18 protein-coding genes are annotated in these 21,610 nt (G+C 46.8%); 5 read left to right on the top strand and 13 right to left on the bottom strand.

What is annotated here, in order from left to right:
- Positions 1-3 precede the first annotated feature (3 nt).
- From H6570_12580 to H6570_12550, 7 genes are all read right to left on the bottom strand, one after another.
- On the bottom strand, positions 4-1,548 hold the full coding sequence (locus tag H6570_12580; protein MCB9320116.1) for a hypothetical protein: 1,545 nt from the start codon (positions 1,546-1,548) through the stop codon (positions 4-6).
- A gap of 45 nt (positions 1,549-1,593) precedes the next feature.
- Positions 1,594-2,043, bottom strand: coding sequence for an SRPBCC domain-containing protein (locus H6570_12575; GenBank protein ID MCB9320115.1), 450 nt, complete (start codon positions 2,041-2,043; stop codon positions 1,594-1,596).
- Between the two features lie 47 nt (positions 2,044-2,090).
- Complete coding sequence (locus H6570_12570) at positions 2,091-2,570, bottom strand: hypothetical protein (protein ID MCB9320114.1); 480 nt, start codon at positions 2,568-2,570, stop codon at positions 2,091-2,093.
- Between the two features lie 72 nt (positions 2,571-2,642).
- Positions 2,643-3,968 (bottom strand): alpha-L-fucosidase, encoded by a 1,326-nt coding sequence (locus H6570_12565; protein ID MCB9320113.1) that lies wholly within the window; start codon positions 3,966-3,968, stop codon positions 2,643-2,645.
- Positions 3,969-4,098: 130 nt separating this feature from the next.
- Positions 4,099-4,878, bottom strand: a complete 780-nt coding sequence (locus tag H6570_12560) for a hypothetical protein (protein MCB9320112.1) — start codon at positions 4,876-4,878, stop codon at positions 4,099-4,101.
- Between the two features lie 184 nt (positions 4,879-5,062).
- The gene (locus H6570_12555; GenBank protein MCB9320111.1) at positions 5,063-5,908 is read right to left on the bottom strand and encodes a helix-turn-helix transcriptional regulator; all 846 of its coding nucleotides are present in this window, start codon (positions 5,906-5,908) and stop codon (positions 5,063-5,065) included.
- 103 nt (positions 5,909-6,011) lie between these two features.
- The gene (locus H6570_12550; protein ID MCB9320110.1) at positions 6,012-7,415 is read right to left on the bottom strand and encodes a gliding motility-associated C-terminal domain-containing protein; all 1,404 of its coding nucleotides are present in this window, start codon (positions 7,413-7,415) and stop codon (positions 6,012-6,014) included.
- A 200-nt stretch (positions 7,416-7,615) separates the two neighbouring features.
- On the opposite strand from H6570_12550, the gene H6570_12545 reads away from it, so the two are divergent.
- Positions 7,616-8,473: a hypothetical protein gene (locus tag H6570_12545; protein MCB9320109.1), complete on the top strand. Its 858-nt coding sequence runs from the start codon at positions 7,616-7,618 to the stop codon at positions 8,471-8,473.
- Positions 8,474-8,502: 29 nt separating this feature from the next.
- On the opposite strand, the gene H6570_12540 is transcribed toward H6570_12545, so the two are convergent.
- Positions 8,503-11,211 (bottom strand): DUF4832 domain-containing protein, encoded by a 2,709-nt coding sequence (locus tag H6570_12540; protein MCB9320108.1) that lies wholly within the window; start codon positions 11,209-11,211, stop codon positions 8,503-8,505.
- A gap of 195 nt (positions 11,212-11,406) precedes the next feature.
- Between H6570_12540 and H6570_12535 the strand changes: the two genes are divergently transcribed.
- On the top strand, positions 11,407-12,312 hold the full coding sequence (locus H6570_12535; GenBank protein MCB9320107.1) for a hypothetical protein: 906 nt from the start codon (positions 11,407-11,409) through the stop codon (positions 12,310-12,312).
- 160 nt (positions 12,313-12,472) lie between these two features.
- Here the strand turns inward: H6570_12535 and H6570_12530 are convergent, their stop codons facing one another.
- On the bottom strand, positions 12,473-13,519 hold the full coding sequence (locus H6570_12530; GenBank protein MCB9320106.1) for a membrane dipeptidase: 1,047 nt from the start codon (positions 13,517-13,519) through the stop codon (positions 12,473-12,475).
- Positions 13,520-13,666: 147 nt separating this feature from the next.
- Between H6570_12530 and H6570_12525 the strand changes: the two genes are divergently transcribed.
- From H6570_12525 to H6570_12515, 3 genes are all read left to right on the top strand, one after another.
- Positions 13,667-14,668, top strand: a complete 1,002-nt coding sequence (locus H6570_12525; GenBank protein ID MCB9320105.1) for a hypothetical protein — start codon at positions 13,667-13,669, stop codon at positions 14,666-14,668.
- A 171-nt stretch (positions 14,669-14,839) separates the two neighbouring features.
- Positions 14,840-16,075 carry an aminotransferase class V-fold PLP-dependent enzyme gene (locus tag H6570_12520; protein ID MCB9320104.1) on the top strand — a complete coding sequence of 412 codons (1,236 nt, stop codon included), beginning with the start codon at positions 14,840-14,842 and terminating at the stop codon, positions 16,073-16,075.
- 126 nt (positions 16,076-16,201) lie between these two features.
- On the top strand, positions 16,202-17,962 hold the full coding sequence (locus tag H6570_12515) for a c-type cytochrome (GenBank protein MCB9320103.1): 1,761 nt from the start codon (positions 16,202-16,204) through the stop codon (positions 17,960-17,962).
- A gap of 43 nt (positions 17,963-18,005) precedes the next feature.
- Here the strand turns inward: H6570_12515 and H6570_12510 are convergent, their stop codons facing one another.
- From H6570_12510 to H6570_12495, 4 genes are all read right to left on the bottom strand, one after another.
- Positions 18,006-18,971 carry a D-glycerate dehydrogenase gene (locus H6570_12510; protein ID MCB9320102.1) on the bottom strand — a complete coding sequence of 322 codons (966 nt, stop codon included), beginning with the start codon at positions 18,969-18,971 and terminating at the stop codon, positions 18,006-18,008.
- 71 nt (positions 18,972-19,042) lie between these two features.
- Complete coding sequence (locus H6570_12505) at positions 19,043-19,558, bottom strand: DUF2911 domain-containing protein (protein MCB9320101.1); 516 nt, start codon at positions 19,556-19,558, stop codon at positions 19,043-19,045.
- A gap of 225 nt (positions 19,559-19,783) precedes the next feature.
- Positions 19,784-20,320 (bottom strand): hypothetical protein, encoded by a 537-nt coding sequence (locus H6570_12500; GenBank protein ID MCB9320100.1) that lies wholly within the window; start codon positions 20,318-20,320, stop codon positions 19,784-19,786.
- 106 nt (positions 20,321-20,426) lie between these two features.
- Positions 20,427-21,608 carry a hypothetical protein gene (locus H6570_12495; protein ID MCB9320099.1) on the bottom strand — a complete coding sequence of 394 codons (1,182 nt, stop codon included), beginning with the start codon at positions 21,606-21,608 and terminating at the stop codon, positions 20,427-20,429.
- Positions 21,609-21,610 lie beyond the last annotated feature (2 nt).

The following is a 21,610-nucleotide window of genomic DNA, read 5'->3' as shown; positions in this document are numbered from 1 at the left end:
CAATTATTTGTTCAGGCGTACTGTTAACTCATCAAATAATTGCTGTAATTGAACATGCATGTTTTGGTTGAGGTGGCGAATTATTTCGCTGGTTTTCTTAATGGTCATTTGAGGATCTGGTAGTTTATTCAGCCAGGAAAGTAAGGGGTCCAATTGTTGTTTTGGAACATAGTTCAAACTACACAGTTCATCGGCAGAATCCCCAGCCACATATCCATGGAACTTCCACCAATCAAAAATTGCGAAAATACCTTGTGAAAATTGTATTACTGATTGATTATCATTTGCAGGTACCGTTTGAGTGGCTTGTAGTAATTGGGTCCTGCATTCAACTTCTCTCGCGAGCATATCTACATAAAAATGCCGGTCTCCTGGTAATTTATCCGCGGCCCAGGATTTCAGATACATCTTACGCAGGCCTCGGGTTAGACCGTGAGGAATTCCTTCCAAAGGTGTTTCCTCAATTTTCAAGGCTGCAGTTAATAGTTTGGGATCACCTCCAAGGAATAAGGCGAAATCATGCAGGATTTCGTCATCCTTTTTTGATAAGTAGGAAGTGTCTTTTGCAGCCATGCCGAAGAAATACATATTTGGAAGTTCCATGACCGGAAACTGAGCAGAGGTAAACAGACTTTTCATCGAATTCATATAATTCGATTCTCTGCGCAATACCTTCCGTATGGTATCAAATTGTAAATGGCTCACTGGAGGAGTGGGTTCGTTTTCGATGGCTTCGTAACAAAGAATCGTAATTTTTGGTATCAATCCGAGTGAATCAGCCCATGCCAGGTCATCATGGTTTGATTTCACCACCATTAATCCCCAAGGTTCGGGAAGATGACCCATTAAAGGGCCGATACCCCGCATGTTGAAAGGTTTTATTAGATCCGGATTGCCTCCCCAAACTGGCCAAGCTTCCTTACCGCCACCGATCCAAGGCATCAGCACTGGTGGAGGTTGGTCACCAACGGAATCAAGCATAGCTCGGTCGGATTGGAAAACTTTTAACAAATCTGATGCTTCCAGGTCACCATAAATAGTGAGATAAGCGTCTGCATTGTTCATGTTGGATATCACCCTACGACGATGGGCTAGATATGGTTCAAGCTCCTGAGGTTCGTCAAACTTTACTTGCTTCCACGAATCGTAGGGAATACGGTCTTGCCAAGGCTCATCAAATTTAGTAGTTGCCGTCAGGTTGGCATGCTGGACAACCCAACAAGATATTCCAGCCAAATGTGCAAGATTTATCAGGTACTGATATTCTTCCAACGCCAGGCTATCCTCCTGATCCAATGGTGCAGGGATCGCTTCCAGCATTGGCCAAAGCATTACCTTGTCGTACCCCATACCATTAAGTAGATTGAACATTGTAGAATAATCCGATATGGACCAGGTTTTTATTGAAAATGGATAGTGAGCATCAGAGTTGTTGTACAGATAAAATCCAAGGTCGTTATAGCCGGTATGTTTCTGACCAAAACTAATATTCGAATTTGCGAAAATCAGAAAAAAGAATACTACAATACTCTTTGAATTATTTGACATAAATCCATTTTATAAAATAATTTGTCTTAAATTATTAAAAATACCTTACTCCTCACACATTGATTTTAATAGCAGCAAAGCTTGGGGCCACATCGATTCAAACATAGGTTTGTATTCCGGATCGGTCTGCATTTCGACCGACAATTTGGTTTGATGACCCAAAGATTCAAACGAATAGTTTTCGAATGCAGGAGCCCATTTGGCCGTCTCTTCGCTGTTCGTATCAATTTTATCACCATCAATGGTTCCCAGGTGTTCAATCGAGATGAATTGGTGATCGATGCGCCTGGCGATCCGGCTAAACATGCCGGCAGTCGTGCCATCATCTTTGGTCATCAGAAAACGGATCTCGGCGCCTTCATCCCATGTTCCTTCGTAGAAGGAAGTAGGTGTAAAAGGTTTGGTCCATTCCCGGTAAGTCACCGGGTCAAGCATGGTATTCCAGACTGCACCTACGGGAGCATCGATCAGGATTGAAAACTGAATGACTTCCATAGTAAGTTTTTGTTGTGTTGGTTGGGAAGTTAGGTAGTAATTGGTATTCATTCCAATTCTTCCAGTAATTTCTGGTATTTATCAAGGTAACCTGGATTGGAACGATATCTCCCCAGACCAACAGCATCAAATTCATCCAGATGATTTCCTTGATCAACCCCCAGGTAATTTAGAACGTCGTTGATTGTATTGAACGAAGGGTCCACATTCTGGTCATTGCGGTAAATATTAGCAAATTGGTCTCCCATTCCTCCGACGTACGCCGTGACGATGATGGCATACTCTACTGGAATAGATAAACTTATACGTTTCATCAATTCATAGATCACCCGTTTATTGACAAGATGGCAATTCGACTCTAAATAACCGGAATATGCCAGTTTCTTTTCCCAGTAATCAATAAAATCGTTGTCTATGTAAAACAGGGTTAAATCGAAATCCAGATCGACACCTGCCAATTCATATTTATCAGCTTCTTCATGATTATATGGACCTTTAAGCAGGATGGCTTGGATGATGTGGCTCATTTTATTTGGAGTTTATTGATGATAGAATTAATAAAATAAAAAAACCGGACAAATTTAAGATCGTTTACATTTTTACTTCCCCGGTGCATTAATATGCACATTTTCCAATTTAACGACAATGGGGTTAGGCCATGTGCGGTCGTTGTAGATCCTTTGTGCCCGCATCACCGAGATGTGGAGTCCCGTACTGGTTTGTATTACGCTGGGCGCAGGATCAACTTCAGGATGGTATTCCAGGACCTGCCCGGCATGCCCCAGCACCGATATTTTCGATTGAGTCGTGCCGGTGAGTCTGGTCAGATTAAATTCCCGGCGCTCACCCAATTGCCAGTCGGGGTCGGTCAGAAATACATAGACAGCAGAACCGTCTTTGGCTTTCAAAAACCAGCTTGAACCTTCATGAATAAGATCCAGGGGCTCCGTATCGGTGAAAGCATCCTGGTTGATGAACATCCACAGCGAGATCTCATTCAATATCGCTTTTTGCTCAGGAGGAAACTGACCCAGGGCGTCCGGCCCGAAATTCAGTAAGAAATTCCCTCCTTTGCAGCGAATCTCGATCAGCTTCAGGATGACCTCACGAGCAGATTTGTAGGATTCATTGGTTGGCCGGAATTGCCATTGTTCACCAAGGGTATAGCATGCTTCCCAGGGGGCGGGCAGGGGAGCGTCCGGCGTATTTTGTTCCGGAGTTTCCATGGCACCCCGCGTCACCACCACATCGGGATTGATTTCCCAGCATAGTTTTGCCAGCTCGGTCTTGCCAAATTGTTCCAGGCCATCGAGAAAAACAATGTCAATGGGACCATATCGGGTCATTAATTCACGCATCTGAGACTTGGCATATTCGTTTAGCCCGGCATTATGACTGGCCATGGCTTCAGGCCGGGCGCGGGAGATGGGTATCTTATGCTGGTACAAATAATAGAAATCATCCGGTGAATAGTAGATACCCACCGCCAACCCGTGTCGCCGGCAGGCTTCTATAAGTTGCGCGGTCGGATCCCGGCCATAAGGCGTATGCATGATGCTGAAATCCGTCGTTTTGGTATCGTACATGCAAAACCCGTTGTGATGTTTGGTCGTAAAAACCAGGTATTTCATTCCGGCTAACTTAGCGGCCTTAGCCCACTCATGCGCGTTGAAGTTGACGGGATCGAAGGTTTGGGGAAGCTGATGGACATAACGGTCAAGGTATTCATCGGAAGCGCCGACCATGGAATGACTGATAACCATCCCAAGCTGAACATCGAAGCTCCAATGGATAAACATGCCAAAGCCCAGGCTGGTGAACCAGGCTTCCCGGTCAGGATTGTTCAGATTAAGAATGGGCTCCTGACCGGAAGTATTCAAGCCAGACAAAATAACGCTTAGTAAAAGGATGAAACGAAAGAACATGATCCGGATTTATTCGGAATATAGGGAATTGACGGCAGATGTATGCGTCTAAGGAATATTCTCAGGCAAATACAGAAAAGCCACAACCGGTACTTCCCGGCTGTGGCTATGGATTTGAGGAGGTTGTAATCTAGTCTCTTAGCTGAAACAAAACATCGGTTATCTCGATTTTCGGGGTTTCAATTAATTGGTAAGCCTGAGGAATTGTTTTTGCCAGGTCAGAAGTTCTGAAAGTTTGCATGGATTCTTCTGAATCCCAGACATATACACCGATGTACTCCCCTGGTTGGCTCGTTTTGGTGTAATATTTCTGAATTAACCCGGGGATTTGACGAAATTTTTCTGCTCGTTCATGAGCGGTTTTCATCAATACTTCTTCAGACAGGTTTGATTTGATTTTGACGGTTTGAATAAGCATATCGTTATTGGTTTTGAGTTTCAAATTGGAAGCAAGAAAATTCTTTTTGGCTGCTTTGATGATCGGTGTCCGGTCGTAGTAGGTGAAGATGCCATCGATTTTTTTACTGGAATTAAAATGAAAAGCCCAGTGCATCCTGACTTTTGCGACTTCGGCACCATAACGCAAAGCTGCTGAGAAATAGCAAATATCAAAGACGCCTTGCGTATTGACATGCTCTATATATTGGTTGACTTGTACAGGTATGTGGACAAAATCCGTAAATTCTGCCTGATCATTACCCGACTGCTCCACATAATTATTCCAGAATTTTTTCACTTCGTGCAGGCCTTTGTAAACGGTGCGTGTGTCAGTATCCCCGTCGGGAAGTTTAAATTCAACATTGTCTGCCAGAAATGCGAAAGATTCTTCAAATTCCTGGTGAGCCAAATGCTGCAGGTATTGTTCGGCCGTTTCTTCATAGGAAGATGGGGCAATTTCAAATTTTGCCACTTCTCTATTCCTGCATGCGATTGAAATAACAATTAAAATAATTAGAGTAAAAAATGGATTGAATGGTGATCTTGAGTTCATGATTGTACGTTTTTGCGTTTCTTAAATGAATCAACATCACAAAGTAAAGGCTAAACAAAAGGCAACCGTTTAGGCTGAAAGTTCAGATCATTAAGCTAATAGCTCACGCTTGCACGGAATACAGGGAAGGGGCTATACCGAAGTGCTTTTTGAACTCCAGACTGAAGGAAGATAAGTTTTCATAACCCAGTTCGTAATAGATGTCGGAAGGCCTTTGCTTATGCAGGAGCAGCATTTTTGCCTTTTTCATCTTTTCAGCAATCATGTACTTTTTGGGAGAAGTCTGGTACACTTCAAAAAATTTCCGTTTGAATGTCGAGAGGCTCATATTGCAGAGAAAGGCCAGCTCTTCTGATTTGAGGTTGCCAAACTTGTGGTTTTGGACCACATGAGCAATGGCATTATTTTGTGATTTGGTCATGGCATTGTTGATAAAGCCCGCCATTTCACCCGAATATTTGTTTAATAGGTAAAGCAGGATCTCTTCAATTTTGGCCAAACGGAAGAACGTATTTTTAAAGTCCTTCTCCAGTATTTTCATGGATTTCTGGAACGTCTGAAGATATTCGTCTTTAGGAAAAGTAATGACTGGTGGTACCGAGTCCTTCCTTTTTTCACCAAGCCTGATATCATATTTCTGAATAAATTTGGACAGGAACTCATTGGAAAAGAACAGAAGCAGGCTTTCAAATTCTTGTCTCAGGGTAACCCTCTCCGTCATGAGCATATTGCCCGCGGTGACCAATCCGATCTGCTCATTATTCATCGTATACTTTTGGGATTCATCGATGATGTTTTTGACCCCGTGGATCATAAAACAGAGCATATTCTGAGAATAATGCAATTTAAGGTTAATCTGGTCTGGGCCCCGTTCACGGATGTAAAAGAAAATATTTACATCAGCCATCTGGTCGCCTAAAAATTGATCCGGTATGGTATAAATTTCCATTTTATTCAAACAATCGTCAACAATGGTGAGGCCGTATTGAAAAGAAATATATTCAATATATAAATTTTTGCAAAATAAGCCTAAAGGCCTATGAGATGAAGGCTTAGCGGATGAGGGTTATATCACCTCTAAGTGTGCCTTTCCCGCAATATTCCGTATTGAGTTCCAGGGTGTACAAATAAACGCCGGAACTGGCCTGTACACCATTGACGGAACCATCCCAGCAGTCCATGGGATTGGATGAACGGAAGACCAGACTGCCGGAACGGTCATAAATATTGAACTGATAGGCGGATACCTCCGAACCGGAGAAAAATGGTCGCAGACAATCATTCATGCCATCATCGTTAGGGCTGAACACGTTGGGCACACTGGTCTGACTGGCGAAAGTGACGGTGACGGTGTCTGAAAAAGTGCAACCTCCAGGATCGGTCATGATGGCCCAGTAGGTTCCACTTTTCGTAATGCGCTTGGTGGGGGAGAAATCACCGTCATTCCAGTGGGTTTGGGAATATGGGCTGTGAATGAGGTAATCACTGGCAGCACAGATTAGGGTATCATTGCCCAGGGACTGGTCACCGGTCACCTCCAGATCAAGGGTTATGGTACTGTCGCACCCGTATTGTGTAGGCATGGTCAAGGAGTACTGACCGGTTTTTGACAGCCGCATCCCGTGGAAATCATATACTTCACCCTTACATATCGTCCGGGATTCCAGGATCTGGTAGCTGTTATTGACCTGTAATTCGAGCATGCGGATCGAATCGCAACCTTGTGCAGAGGTGATGGTGTCCAGGTACATCCCTGATGTGGAATGCCCTGCAAATTGCTCCCCGGTGCAGATATTCTTCCGGACGGTTACCGGGAAATATTCCGGCTCGATTGCGGTGAGGTTGGCCTGAGCCAGAAAACCTTCTGCCGTCGGGCAACTCTTGATTTGTACAATCAGATAGTTGTTTCCCGCATGCCATCCTTTGTTTAAAACAACCGTTATGGCGGTGTCGTGGCCAGGGAATTTGTAAGGGTCCGTGGTGCCGGTATACCGGTAGTTGGTGGCGCCATTAACGCGGACTTCATAAATGCAGTTGTCGGCATAGAAATCCATTGCAACTGCATAATGATCACTGATGGGGAGACCACAGGGATTGGTTTCCGGCAGGTTGATGATGCGCTGGTAAAAAACATCCACGCAGCCTTCTGCAGCGTGATAGCATCCGTTGCCATAGTCGTAGGCGATCCAGTCGTTGTTTGGATAGGGACTGGTATGCCATGCCGGGTCGCACTGACCCACAACCCTGGCTGGTACAAATGCAGTGATCGAATGCATGGTATCTCCGTCAGCAGCATACCAGTAGGCATCGTTAGCCCCTTGAGCAAATCGCCCTCCGGTACCGTTGGCTGCAGTGTTCAGCGACAATGGATCCGGCAGTTGTGCGGCAATGGTCCACCAGCTGCACAGCAGACCAGCATAAATTATCCATCGCCAGCATGTCAGGGTCTTTTTCACAGGTACCGAATGTAATGATTTAGCAAGGTATCACCACGGATTTCTTGACAAATGGGATCAAAATCAGGAGGGGTCCCGAACTTTAATCCCATTTCGATGTCATGATTTTTATTGAGGTCTACCTTTTGTCTACCCATCCTTTTTGACTGGCGTGGTAGCCGGCTGTAGCTTTGAATATTCGCTAAAATCAATTATTGGCTATGAGAAAATGTTATTGGCTTAACCGAATGTTGCTACCTGCACTCACCCTGATCTTACTTCTGGTGAGCTGCTCAAAAGATCCGCTGGATGCAGTCCGGGAAAAAATCCCGGCTGACTTTAAATACCTTGCCGGCATCTTTGACGGAGAAGGTGTTGGGGCTGTCTTGGATTTGAGACATGCCACCATATTATTTAATACGGCGGGAGACCAATATGCTTGGGTGGAGAAGGGCGAAATCAAAGTGATGCGCAGAGTAGACGACCCGCTGAGCCCGTTCAGAAAGACGATCCTTGGTAGTATCGGCCCATCTTTTCTTTCTATTCCAAAAACGGCCTATTTCTTTGACCGGTCCGGGAGCAGGTACACGACGGCAACCTATGATTTCAAGGATGTTGCCGGGAAATGGGATGATCCTGATCTTTTTAGTTTTAGCAATAAGAGTTATGGCCCACGCGATTGGGGAGGCAGGGATGAATGTCCTTTTACGACCATAGGCGCCATTTGGGAATATCAGGTTAACCGGTTTTGTTCCTATTACTATCCGGATTACTATGCGGTCTATATGACCAATGGGGACGGCAATTTGTTTACGCTTTATGCATTTTCCAAGGAACGTTTCGGTGGAGAAGTCAATGCCGTCAACCAATATGAGATTTATACCTGCGCAGGTGAAAACGGGGATAAACATCAGACAGGTACGGGCCATATCCCATTCAGCTCCATTCGTGCAGTGATGACTTGCTACGACACGGGAAGCCTTCCTGTTGGTGAAGTATTTTTTATTTCTGAAGGGAAACAATTCGGATACAACCAGTTTGAAACCGGCGAGGTCCTCGGTCCCTTTGATTTGTATTAGAAGGCAAAATCAATTCTGACAGGGCCAGATCATTTTATCACCGCCAGTTTTCCCTGCATCTGCTTATCCCGGTTCATTACATTTACGATATATAGGCCGGACGGAAGCTCGTCAATTGGGATTGCCTCCGTGTTTCGGACAGACCGGACGAGGATCAGTTTGCCATCCAGCTGCCGAATTTCCAACCGGCTGCCTTCCGGTACATTTTGCAGGTTAAGCTCATTGTTGGCCGGATTGGGATAAAATTTCAGAGCTGTAATTTCAATGGGATTTCTTCCCGAAGTAACACAAAGCGTGTCTTCTGTATTGGCTACAATCAGTTCAAATGCACGGCTGACAGCAACGCCACACGGATTGTACACCGTATAAGTCAGGTAATGGCTCCCCGGATCCACTTTGGCCGGATCAAAGATCCCTTCCGCTACTCCTTCTCCATTGAAGGTACCTCCCTCCGGAGTGGCTTCCAGGACCAGCGGATCATCATTGTGGCAGATCACCATTTTGTTTTGAGGCGTGGTTACCGGAGGATATCCGGCTGCCTGGAGCAATACGGAATTTCCCCAGGCGCTGCAATTAGGATCTATGGTAGGGAAGGGGATGAAGAATGTAAACCGCACCAGGAAAACACCACCGACACCATCGGTCCGGTCGACGATACGGATGCGCCAGATGGCATTGGGATCCACATCGGTTTCAAACGACAGAGTAGCTTCACCGGCCGGCTTGGTTGCCACATTGGTAAATGGAAATTCCTGCGTTGCCGCGTACTCGATGTAGATGTCTGAAAGTCCATGGTTATTCGAAAAATAATCGTCCTGGTTAAACAGCTCGATCTTTATTTTAGCACCAACAGCCTGATCATAGGGAATGTGTTCGGACCTGAAATCATACGTTTTAATTTGGAAACTGGCCCAGTATTCCTGAAACAGATCACTGGGATAAGAATAGATGTACGATTGATCCGCTACCGCCAGAAAAGGGGTGATGTAGAAAGCATCCGGATGTTCCGTGCACTCCACAGGATAATCAATAGCGCTACCATACGTCTGCAGGATATCCGCGTTGGCAAGATCGGTGTATTGTTCGATCGGTTCATCAGAGACGGCCCAGGCTATGGTATGGTCCCCCAGCAGAGATGCGTTTTCAACTTCCAGGTGCACGGTGTCGGCACAGCAATAGTCGATCACTTCCACATTGACCGTCCCTGGATTACATCCGTAAGCGATAAACCACTGATTGCCTGAATAGGGAGTGCCTGCCACCTTGTCGTCGATGGTGAGGTTGTGGAGGAGTCGATTGAACCCGGTGGAATCTTCCCAAACGCCCTCATTGGCCAGACGGATGGAAAAGTCAGGATTGCCGTAGAGGGTAGATTTCGGGTCAGGCAGATGCATCAGCAGTTCGTAGTTACCGGCAGGCATGGTTACCGGAATCCCCAGGTCTTCCTGAAAGGCGATCGTGCCGGCTTCTTCCTCTTTAAACCAAAAGCGGGGATCCTGCCTGGATCCGGCCACCCAGGTTTCACCGCTTAGGATATTGCGTAGAATGAATTCTACCCTTCGTGGATTGAACGGTGCCGCATAACCCAGATTTTTTAGGGACAACGCCAGTGCAAAACCACTTCCCTGTGCCACTGTATCGGGATAGGTCCCTTGTTCCAGTTCAAAGCGATATCCCAGTAGGCGGGTAAAGTCATCGTAACATCCCTGAGCTTTGAAGCCGGCTAAAACATCCGGATGATAACCGGAGTTGAGAAAGGACCAATGGAAGCGGTCCAGTTCATCATCCGCAGCGCCGCCATCATCCGCACAGTTGGATCGCGGTGGGTTAAGATCGCAGGTCTCACCACCCATAACGGTTAATTGAGTTTCATGGGTCAGAAAGCTGGCCTCAGCGATTGATTCGTCGCAATAGGTGCCGTAGTCGGTGGCGCTGGCCAGGAAACAGTCGTTGTGCTGGCCGATGCGGTAGGCATAGCTACCATCATAAGCGTGCGCTATATCGAGCCCGGATGGATTGGCCAACGGGCAGATTGATGCGGCATCCGCATAGACATCGTAATCATTTGACCACCCGTCCCAATCGTAGAAGGCATATTTAAAATAAGGTGTGCGGATCTGGATCATCCTTTCCGGAGGCAATGCTTCCAGCAAAGCATCCAATACGGCTTTTCTTCCACTGAGATTCGGGATCCCCTGGTTATTCAGAAAGTCCGGTATCACGTTGTTGTAGGTAGCCCATTCGCCATAGGCCCCCACAAATCCGGCCTGCATGACCGCAATAACATCCGCATTTTTTTGCAGGATCGGGGTTAGCTGACCGATATGGTTCCGGACCATGGCCAATGGTGCATCGACGGTGTCTGCATGGACAGAGTCCAGTACCGAATAGGCAAAACGCAGGATGCATTTGAAACCATGGTCACGGATAACCTGCAGATCGGACTGAATGTAATCCAGAAATTCGAAGCTGATGGGCTTATCCACAAATTCCGGCAGATAATACAACCGGAGTATTAATGATTGATGATCTTCCGCAAACAAATCGAGCAGATTGCCATCCACGGGTTCCATCTCTGGGAAGCCCTGCGAATTTTTCGAGTATCCGGTAAATTGGGTGTAAAATCCCCGTTCCGGATTGCGGAATATTTCTGTGGAAGCATGATAGGTGACCGTATGCTGTGCACGGAGAGACGAGCAAAGTATTAAGATGCAGTTGATGAAAAGGATTGTTCTCATAGATAATTAGTTGAGCTGTTGAAGTCATGTGAATTGAATGTTTTAAAATATCCCAATTCCATTCAACATTCAACATACAACATTCAATATTCCCTGGTGTCTACCCTTTGTCTACCTTCCTGAATTGACATCTTGTTCCAGATGGCATAAGTTTGAAAGTGATAGATTGAAAAAACCTCAAAAAACATTGTTGTTATGAAGCGGTATTCTAAATCAGGTTATATACCAACGCATTTATTTCCTATTGTTCACCGGTTCACGCGCCTCTTAATGTTTGTGGGACCCCTGATTTTATTATGTTTTGGTTCGTGTTCAAAGGAAAATCTTGATGCCGTCCGGAGTCAAATACCCTCCCCATTCAAATACCTGGCCGGGATATTTGGAAATAACGGGGTTGGAGCAGTAGTGGCACTAAACCCTGAGGTGATGCTCCTGTTCAACCAGGCAGGGGATCGCTACGCCTGGATAGAAGGAGATTCCGTTTTGGATGTCCGGGATATCAGTGATCCGGAAGGATTATTTGATGGATTGGAAATTGCAAGCATTGGCGCTGGGGTAAGCATATCCGCTCAAAGCATTTATCTGTTCGACCATTCAGGAGGACAATTAATCCAGGCAAATTTTAATTCCAAAAAAATCGCAGGGCAATGGACAAATCCTGCATTTTTTACTTTCCAGTCTAATAGCTATCCGGTAGATCAATGGGGTAGAGAAATTCAGTGCCCGTTTGCGGCTATTGGGGCGGCCTGGAAATACGATGCCATTTCGGATTGTTCAGAATATTCCAAAAATGCCATCCGGATGGTCAGTACAGAAGGTAATGAATATGTCTATTTTGACACGGATAGACAACGCTGCAATGCACAGTCTATTACCGTGAATAAATATCCGCTTAATTCCTGCGAGTTTGCAGACAGGAAGGACCAGTTCTACAAAATTTCCGAAACAGCGTATTTGCCCTTGGAAGAGATCGATGCGGCCAGTATCTATTATACAGGCGGTAAAGCAGCCGGTGAGCTATTTTTTACGGACGGAGGTAAAAAATTCGGTTTCCGTGCATTTCAATCGACGGAGTTTCAGGGCCCTTTTCCGATTTTTTGATTTGGAACAAATATGCTCGGATCCGGATTATTCTTTTCCGGGCTATTGTCATAAACAACATAGGATAATGGAAATTTTCTGCTGATCCAATATCGTAGCGTACACCGACGCATACATCATCAACTGAAAAGATAATCAGGCGGAAACCTGACATTCCGGATCAACCGATCACCTCGCGAATTACTCTTACGGCGTTGTCTCCCATGATTTTGGCCACATCCACGTTGGACAATCCTTTGTCAGCCAATGCCTGTGAAAGATCCGGATATTGGGAATAGCTGGATAATACCGGCTTATAGTTGGCATCCATGTCGGTTCCGATTCCTACATGATCGATACCCACCACATCGACCATACGCAAAGTATTTTCCACATATTCCTGGAAGTCATGATTGAATCCCGAAGGCCACATGCCGATGACACCGCCGGTATCCGCTACGATTTTAGCATGTTCCTTTGTGATCGCGCGTTTTTCAATCGGCCGGCCGGCTTCCATCTTAAGCACACTATGCGATAACATGATGGGGCTCTTAGTGATCATGGCCACTTGTTTGGTAGTGTCAAAAGAGGCATGAGCCACATCAATCAGCATCCCCAGGCGATTCATCCGTTTGACCACCTCCTTGCCGGCAGCGGACAGGCCTTTGTATTGCACTTCCCAGGTCTGCAAATCCCCTAATTCATTGGGAGCATAATGAACCAGTTGTACAGAACGGACGCCTTCGACATAAGCTTCCTCCAGTCTGCCCGCATCACCTTCCAGGAAATGACCTCCCTCGACAGCCAGAAAAGCAGTTACTTTATCGGGAGTAAGGTCCTCAGAAGAAGTTCCAAATCGCATTGTAGAATGCTGCAGGAAATCTTTGACAATTTTGAGTTGCCGCTGGTAATCTGCCCAGCCTTCGCCTTCTTTAAATCCTCCGGTGACGGATACGCCATTGTCTCCGAGAACCAGCAATTTGGAATCGGCTACCAGGGCAAGGAATAAACCGCTTAATTGACCGGGCTCCATGCCGGCAATGGTGTTCATCGCATTGGGGTTTGCTGATTCCGATGCATCCTCTGATTTATAGAGCTGTCCCGGATGGGCATGCAGGTCAAATGCAATTCTTTTTGCCGCCGGCATACGAAATGCATACTGCCCTAAAACGCCTGCTCCTGCCAGGGCAGTCAATGAATTGCTGATGAATTGTTTTCGTGTTAACATAAATCGATATGCTTAATGGAAACCCAAAATAAAATCGGTTGCGGTGAAAATATTCAATTCAAATTATTTCAGCGGAATTTTATTCCGGGAAGTCAAACAAGATGCCACGAAGCGCAAAATGAGCGTAAAAAAGGTTAAGTTGCCTCAATGAGATCTTTTGGAAATTCATTGGCGCTCGCCGTGGCATTGTTTCATTTAATCGCATGTGGCGCACCTGGCTTGCAACACCTGGAGCCGCAAGGTATACCTGCTGACAGTGCAATCCGGATAGCTAAGGGGGACCTCCGCGTTGTATTCACCGATAACCAGGCATATGGATCCACGCATTTTGCCCGTTTCAACGGGATCGCAGCGTTGGCGCATAAGGATCAGGACTCCAGTGTTTTTGTGCCCCAGTATGCCGGGTTTAACCTTGAGCATATCTTCGGCGGCGATAGCCTGGTACCTTTGTTTGAGCCGCGAGATCATCCTATGCAGTTGTACCGTACCGCGGATAACCAGGTGCAATTGTACCAAAGTACCACACCAGTATCGGGTGTGGAAATCCTGACAATTTTTACCTTAACGGAGGCCGATTACATCGATATCGAAGTCAAGTGTTTATTTCACAAGCCTGAATTCTTCAAACACGGCTATGCGGGGTTATTCTGGGCCAGCTATATTGATGCACCCGACGATCCCAGGATGTATTTTCTGGGTACTGAAGAAGACAATAAGGAGCCGCGTTGGATAGGAGCCTGGTCCGGAGAGCATGGCAAGGAAAGCACCCATCGTCAGATAAGTGATCACCGGGATTGGTATTACGCGCCAAACTTCAATGCCACCTTAGCCAACCATTATTCCAATTACCGGTTTGTCGAACCCTATTTTTTCGGTCGTTTTCACAACATGGTACTGGCATTTTTATTTGACGCAAATCAGGAGATACGGTTTTCCCAGTCTCCGACCGGTGGATCATTGCATTTTACATTAATTCCGGAACCGGACCAACTGACCAACCCTGCCTGGGACTTTCAGTGGATCATTCCCGATCCACAACCGAATAAAGAGTATACACTTAAAACCAGGATGGTCTACAAGCGCTATATGAGTCCGGAGGACATATCCCGTGAATACCAATCCTGGTCGTCGGGAATAAGTAAAAAATAGTAAAAAATCTGACTATGCTAGTGGTGATAGCAAGGTGGTAATTGCACTGCGGTAGAACGATGCCGGGTTCGTCTAATCATTTCTTTGGTAAATTGTTTTTTTTTCCATTTGTTACCTGACCTCTGACTGAAAATGGTTTATATTCAGCAAAATCTCAATAAATAGCAAAATATGATCACGAGAAGAAAACTGCTGCGTCATCTATCAGCCACTCCGGTGATCGGTAGCCTTTTTGGGACCGGCATCTGGTCATCTTCGGTTTTTGGCCGGTCAGTAGAAAAGGCAAAAACGAGAGACCTCTTTGAAGAACTTGGAGTTACACCGGTTATTAATGCCGGAGTGACCATGACATTTCTATCCGGATCTCTGATGCGGCCGGAAGTTATGGATGCCATCAACTCCACTTCCCATGATTTTGCCAATATGCACGAACTACAGGATAGGGTCGGGGAGAAGATTGCCGAGATGCTGAAAGTAGAAGCTGCTATGGTTACATCCGGTGCAGCCTGCGCCATGGTGTTGGGAACTGCAGCTGCGATCACCGGTACGGATGAACAGAAGCGGTTGTTAATACCTAATTTGCCCGGACCGCGGCCGGAAGTGATCATGCAGAAAAGTCACCGGTATGTATTCGACCAGGCGATAACCACTACCGGAGCACGCATCGTGGAAGTGGAAGGGCCTGAGGAAATGGATAAGGCATTTACCGAAAATACCGTGATGGCCCTCTTCTTTAATGCCGCCGGTAGATCAAGTATCTCCCACGAACAATTTGTTGAAATAGCTAGGCGGCACCAGGTGCCATCCTTCATTGATGCCGCCGCAGATGTACCTCCTGTTGAGAATTTGTTTAAATATCAAACTATCGGTTTCGACCTGATTACCTTTTCTGGAGGTAAAATGATTCGTGGACCGCAGAGTGCCGGTTTGTTGTATGGCCGCAAAGATCTGATCGAAGCAGCCAAGCTCAACCACAGTCCCTATGAAGCTCCTATCGGCCGGCCGATGAAAGTCAATAAGGAGGAGCTGTTCGGTATGTATGCCGCGTTGAAGGCTTATCTGGAACTGGATCATGAGGCGGAATGGCAGGAGTGGCTGGACCGGGCTGACCGGATCAGAACACAGCTCGAAACCATTCCGGGTGTCCAGGGAGAAACCCATATCAGTCCTGGCCCGGCGAATGCTTTTCCTAGCTTGCTGGTATCCTGGGATCAGGAAAAGGTCAAAATCACCCCGCGTGAAGTGTATGAGGCATTAAAGGCAGAAAACCCCAGCATCGTCACCAATGTTCGGCGAATGGAGGGGGGACAGTCTCAATTAAGTGTGGGCGTGGTATTATTGCGGCCGGAACAAGTGGATTATGTAGCTAAGCGGATAAAATCCATTCTGGTAAAAGCAGAATCTTAGGTCTATTTGTCCATCCAGCTAAAGGATCGTTCTTAGGGCTCACTTCCAAGCATTGCCGAGGGAGGCGTGCCTTACAGAAGTAAGGGTCAACCCTATATTGAATTTTCTTTTGATTAATTTCTGATCATGGCAAGGCATCCCGGAGGTAAATCCATTGGTTTTTTTTGGGTTCTTTTCATAGTGATTCACCTGGTAGCCATCGGTTGTAATTCAGGAAAGGCACCGGCATCTGATCAGCTGCAAAATGGAGGATTGGTCCTGCCGGGTGGATTTTCTGCAGTGGTGGTGGTGGATAGTCTGAAAGGCCGTGCGAGACATCTCGCCGTCAATGACAACGGAGACATTTATGTAAAACTCCGGTTTCCGGATTCCATGGGCGGAAATGCCGCCCTGAGGGATACCGATGGAGATGGCAGAGCGGATGTGATCGAAACATTTGACGATTACCAGGATCGGAGCAGCTATGGTACGGAGATGCGTATCCATGATGGCTATTTGTATTTTAGTTCCGTAACCAGGATCTACCGTCAAAAATTAACAGGTGATCTGATCCCTACCTCCGAAATGGAATTGCTACTTACGGACCGCCAGCGACCGCGGCAGCATGACACCAAGCCGATAGCCTTTGATCATGAGGGTCATTTTTACACAGTGTTCGGCGCTCCCTCAGATGCATGCCAGGAAAATGACCGCTCACCACTTTCTCCAGGACTATTTCCATGCCCGCTCCTGGAAACCCGGGGTGGGATCTGGCGATTTGATATGAATAAGTTAGATCAGTTTCAGGAGGACGGGGAGAAGTTTGCCACCGGCTTGCGCAGCGTTGTAGGGATGGAGTGGAATGATGAGGTGAATGGGTTGTATGCGGTTGCCCATGGCCGTGATTATTTGCACAACACATGGCCTAACGCATTTACGGTCTGGGAAGGAGCGGTATTGCCTTCAGAGGTATTTATCCGACTGGATAAGGATAGTGATGCGGGGTGGCCCTATCATTACTACGATCAGATCAAAAACAAATACTTCCTTAACCCGGAATACGGCGGTGATGGGGTAAAACAGGGAGACACCAGCCATCTGACCAGGCCCATCGTAGGATTTCCCGGGCACTTTGCTCCCAATGACATTTTGTTTTACACCGGCGACCAGTTCCCGGCCCATTACCGGAATGGTGCCTTCATAGCATTTCATGGTTCGACCAGTAGTTCGCCCTATCCTCAGTCCGGCTATTTTATTGGATTTGTGCCTATGAAGAATGGTACAGCTTCCGGCCCGTGGGAAGCTTTTGCCGACGGTTTTGCTGGTGTGGATACCATTGTCAATACCAGCGATGCCGCTTACCGGCCGATGGGATTGGCCCTAGGGCCGGATGGATCGCTCTACATCTCGGATTCCGAGAAGGGGAAGATCTGGAGGATCCGGTATGATGGCACCAGGGACGCATTTGGGGATCAGGAACTGGCTGCCATGAGCGAAAGAAAACAATCGGCCACCAATATCAAGACGCCCGATGAAGTAAAAGACAAGATCCGGCTGCCTGAAATGGAAGAAGTTGATGATTCTCAATTGCCGGAGGGAGCCAAATTATACAATACTTTTTGCTCAGTTTGTCATCAGCGGGATGGCCGGGGCAATGATCGCTTCCCGCCACTGGATGGATCGGAGTGGGTGGTCGGTGAAAAAGGCCCGCTCATCGACATTGTACTTAATGGTATGCGGGGTGAAGTTCAGGTCAAGGGCAAATCCTACAATAATGTAATGCCTAAACTGGACATGATATCGGATACAGACATTGCCAGCATACTTACCTACATCCGTCAACATTTTGGAAACCAGGAATCTGAAGTTTCTCCCGAAGAAGTAGCGGAACGCCGGCAGGCCCAATAACAATTATGTAGTGCATCAACCCAATTTCACATGTGATACTGGATCAAGCAGTGACCGGATTGGGGATGGGTTCACCACGTACGAATGCAATGATGTTCTTTGCCACCATCTCCGCCATGCGATCCCTGGCTTCCATGGTGGCTGATCCGATGTGTGGTAATACGGCTACATTTTCCATTCCGAGGAGGGGATTGTCGGAGGCCATCGGTTCCGGGTTGGTTACATCCAGACCGGCTCCCCAGAGGGTTCCATCGCGGAGGGCGTCCAGCAGGTCGGATTCATTGTGAATTCCCCCGCGTGCAGTATTGATGAATATGCTGGTCGGTTTCATTTTTGAGAAAGCTTTTTGATCAAACAGTCCGGCGGTTTCCGGTGTAAGGGCACAGTGGATGGATAATACGTCACTGGAGGCTAGCAGCTCATCAAAAGGTACCCGACGGGCTCCTACCGTTGCTTCTGCAAGTGGATTGGCATTCCGGTTGGTGTAAAGTACCGGCATGTGGTAGGCGGCATGGCAACGCTTCGCCATCTCCAGTCCGATGGTTCCCAGCCCGAAGATGCCGAGTGTCTTGCCTTTAAGCTCCACCCCCAGGTTTGCCCGGGGACGGAAGTAGGTCCACTCACCACGACCGATGGAATTATGCATGTAGAACATCTTGCGGGAAACGGCCAGCATCAGCCCAAATGCAATGTCTGCTGTCGCATCGCGCATGGCGTCGGGCGTGTTGGTGATCACGATACCGAGCGCATTGGCAGTGGCTACATCAATGTTGTCATAGCCAACGGCGAATTGTGCAATGATCTTTAGATGCGGGCAGGCGTGCAGAAAATGGGCATTGATCAGATCAGTACCGGCACAAAACAAACCCTCATGACCTTGTACACCAGCAATGAGTTCGTCCTGGGTCATGGGCCGGTCATGGGGCCACTGGGTAACCTGAATGCCTGCTTCTCCAAGTAGTTGGGAGCCTTTCAGTGGGAAGTCTTTGGAAATAAATACGGAAAACAAAGTTTAGTAGTTTAAGGCGGTGAATTGTTTTATTCCTCTGACCCTAAACTACTAAACTTCTCATCGAATTGTCACTTGATCATTACCGGCACTTCCAGATTTTCCCAAAATAGGGAGATGCCGGTGGGAGTAACTTCGTATTTAAGGCGCTCATTCATTTCGGCTGATGCCTTAGGTGTAACGACCACCCGAAGTGCGTCTTTCGACTCATCGTATTTGAATGCGCCCCACTGATCGGGTTCGCTGTTAAAGATGATGGTCCAGGTGGTAGCCGTCGGGATGGTAAAGAATGCATAGCGACCGGCTTTCAGGGTTTTACCTTCTACCATGACGTCCTTACTTGTTTCGAAAACCGTGGCCTCATTGGCTCCGGCACGCCATACTTTATCATAAGGTACGAGAGCGCCCCAGATGGAACGTCCTTTTACCCCCGGACTGCTATAATTGATATTGATTTTTGCATCACCGATCATGCCATTGGCAGTAGCTGCCGGGCTGGGACGGGAATCCTGACCACATGCTGCCGTCGAAAGCAAAAGGGCCATACCTGCCAGCAAGGTGGTAAAAAAGAAGTTAGTTAATTTCATAACAATGCTTTTTGATGATTGGAAAAACCATTTGCATAGTAAAGCAAAAGCGACTCAAAATGTTTTGGCAAACGCTGAAACAATTTCACGTAAAAGTAGCTTTTGCATGCCTGGAGACCAATGAGGTAGAACATTGGTGGAAGTAATCTTGATTGAGCAGGTTATGCAAGGATCCTATGTATGGTAAATAATAGCCTCCAAATGGTTCCAATGGCCTTCACCTAATTAGATTTTGGTAAACTCATAGCGGCAATTCTCACTACAAATTACCTTGCCGTCGCCATCCAGTAATGATTCAGTAGACAATTGGCTTTTTAGTGTATTCCCTGATCTCACCAGGGTTGTTTGCCATTGGAAAAATCCTTGTCTGAGTATTGTGGTAGGAGTATTGCAACGATTTGGGTAGTCCTGAACAGGTCTTTTGTAATTGATCATTAAAGTATTTTCATCCACTACTTTTGCGGTAAATATCAATTTAGGACAACAGAGGAAATCAACGTTCACTTCATCTGTAGCTTCATCAACAATAGATATCTGGATGAAAAAGTTCGGATCGTCATCAAAGTCTTTACTACAATCCACGGGCCCCGACCAGGTACCAATAAAAACATCCCTGGGATAAGCGCAACTTCCGTCATTTTCGTTGGCTGCCGGGTTATAACTGGTAGAATCAGGATCAGTACATCCGGGAATTTTCGGATCGTCTTTACAAGAAATAATCAATAATAAAATGGTTGAGAGTAAGAATATTACGCTTCTCATAATAAAAGAATTAATGGTGACTTTAATGGGTTCAAGCTAGACGTATGCTTAAAAAAAGAGTAGCACTATTGTTGAATATTTCTGGACTATTGTTCAGTCAGGAGAATTAATGCTTTTGTTGCTTCAAATATTTAATCACCGGGGTAAGTAAGACATCTTCCTGGTAGGGCTCCAGGACTTCCCAGGCTTTTTGAAAATAAGTAGGGCAGGTACTCCCAGAAAGCTTGAGGCAGGTCATTCCCCGGTTGAACCAGGTCAGTCCGATTGCCTTCAATTGCCAGTCGAACAGCGATGAGGTATCTTTTATCTGGTCGAATTGAGCAATAGCCTGGGTGTAGCATGAATCAGCTCTTGCATAGCTGCCCTGACTGTACCACTCGTCTCCCAGCCCCTGGAAAGCTATACCATGGTCTGTTATGGACTGATCCAGGTACCGCTGGTTGGCTGTAGTTGGTCTGAAACGATAGACTCCCTGTTGGTACCATAAGCCCCTGTCTCCTTCTTCCATATCCAGGTATTGGTTGAGTGTGTCGATGTAAACATAGGGCGCCGGGCAGGGTGTCCGTAATGCTTGAGGATTTATCCGTACCGTCATTGCAAATTCCTCGGGTGACAAAGGGCAATCCAGCAATTGATACATCGGGTGCTCCGGCAAATGGTTGGTGGCGAATAGTCCAGGGGGCGTTCCAAAGTAGTCGTTCCCTGTCTGCATCTGGAATAGGTCATTGCCTTCCGGTGCCCCTGATTGCCAGGTCACATCGGCAAGGTACCACGTGCTGTCAATGCGAAATACATTCCAGGCATGATTGGGTAGTTCAGGGATCCGAGAGTCCGGTATACGGACGGGAGCGTAACCGGTGACGCGGAGGCAAAGAATACCGGCACGCTGGCACAATGCCTGGAAAACAGTTGCATAATCCCAGCAAACACCCTTGCCACGGGCAATGATTGCGATGGGCTGCCGGTTATCCCAGTTGGCCTCCTGATCGCTGTTTAATTGGTCGTAATACAGATGTGTTGCGGTCCAGGTAAAAAGAGCCCGAGCTTTATCCAGGTCTGTTCTGGCGACACGGGTGATCTGACCGGTGAGTTCGGGCAGGGATTGACCAATATAGCGGATGGCTTTGGCTTGCCGGTCCAGTTTATTCCATGCTTGTGGTGACTGGGACGGTGAGAGGGCAGGCCACATCACAAAGACAATCAGTATTGCCCACGGCAACAGCTGCTTTATCCGCCGGAATTGAATAGACATTTGGTTGATTTGAGTATCTTCTGCCCGCAAACTCATGC

It is taken from the genome of Lewinellaceae bacterium (assembly GCA_020636135.1).
Taxonomy (GTDB): Bacteria; Bacteroidota; Bacteroidia; order Chitinophagales; family Saprospiraceae; genus JAGQXC01.
Note: the sequence above shows the minus strand (reverse complement) of the source record. Positions and strands in the feature narration are given on the sequence as shown.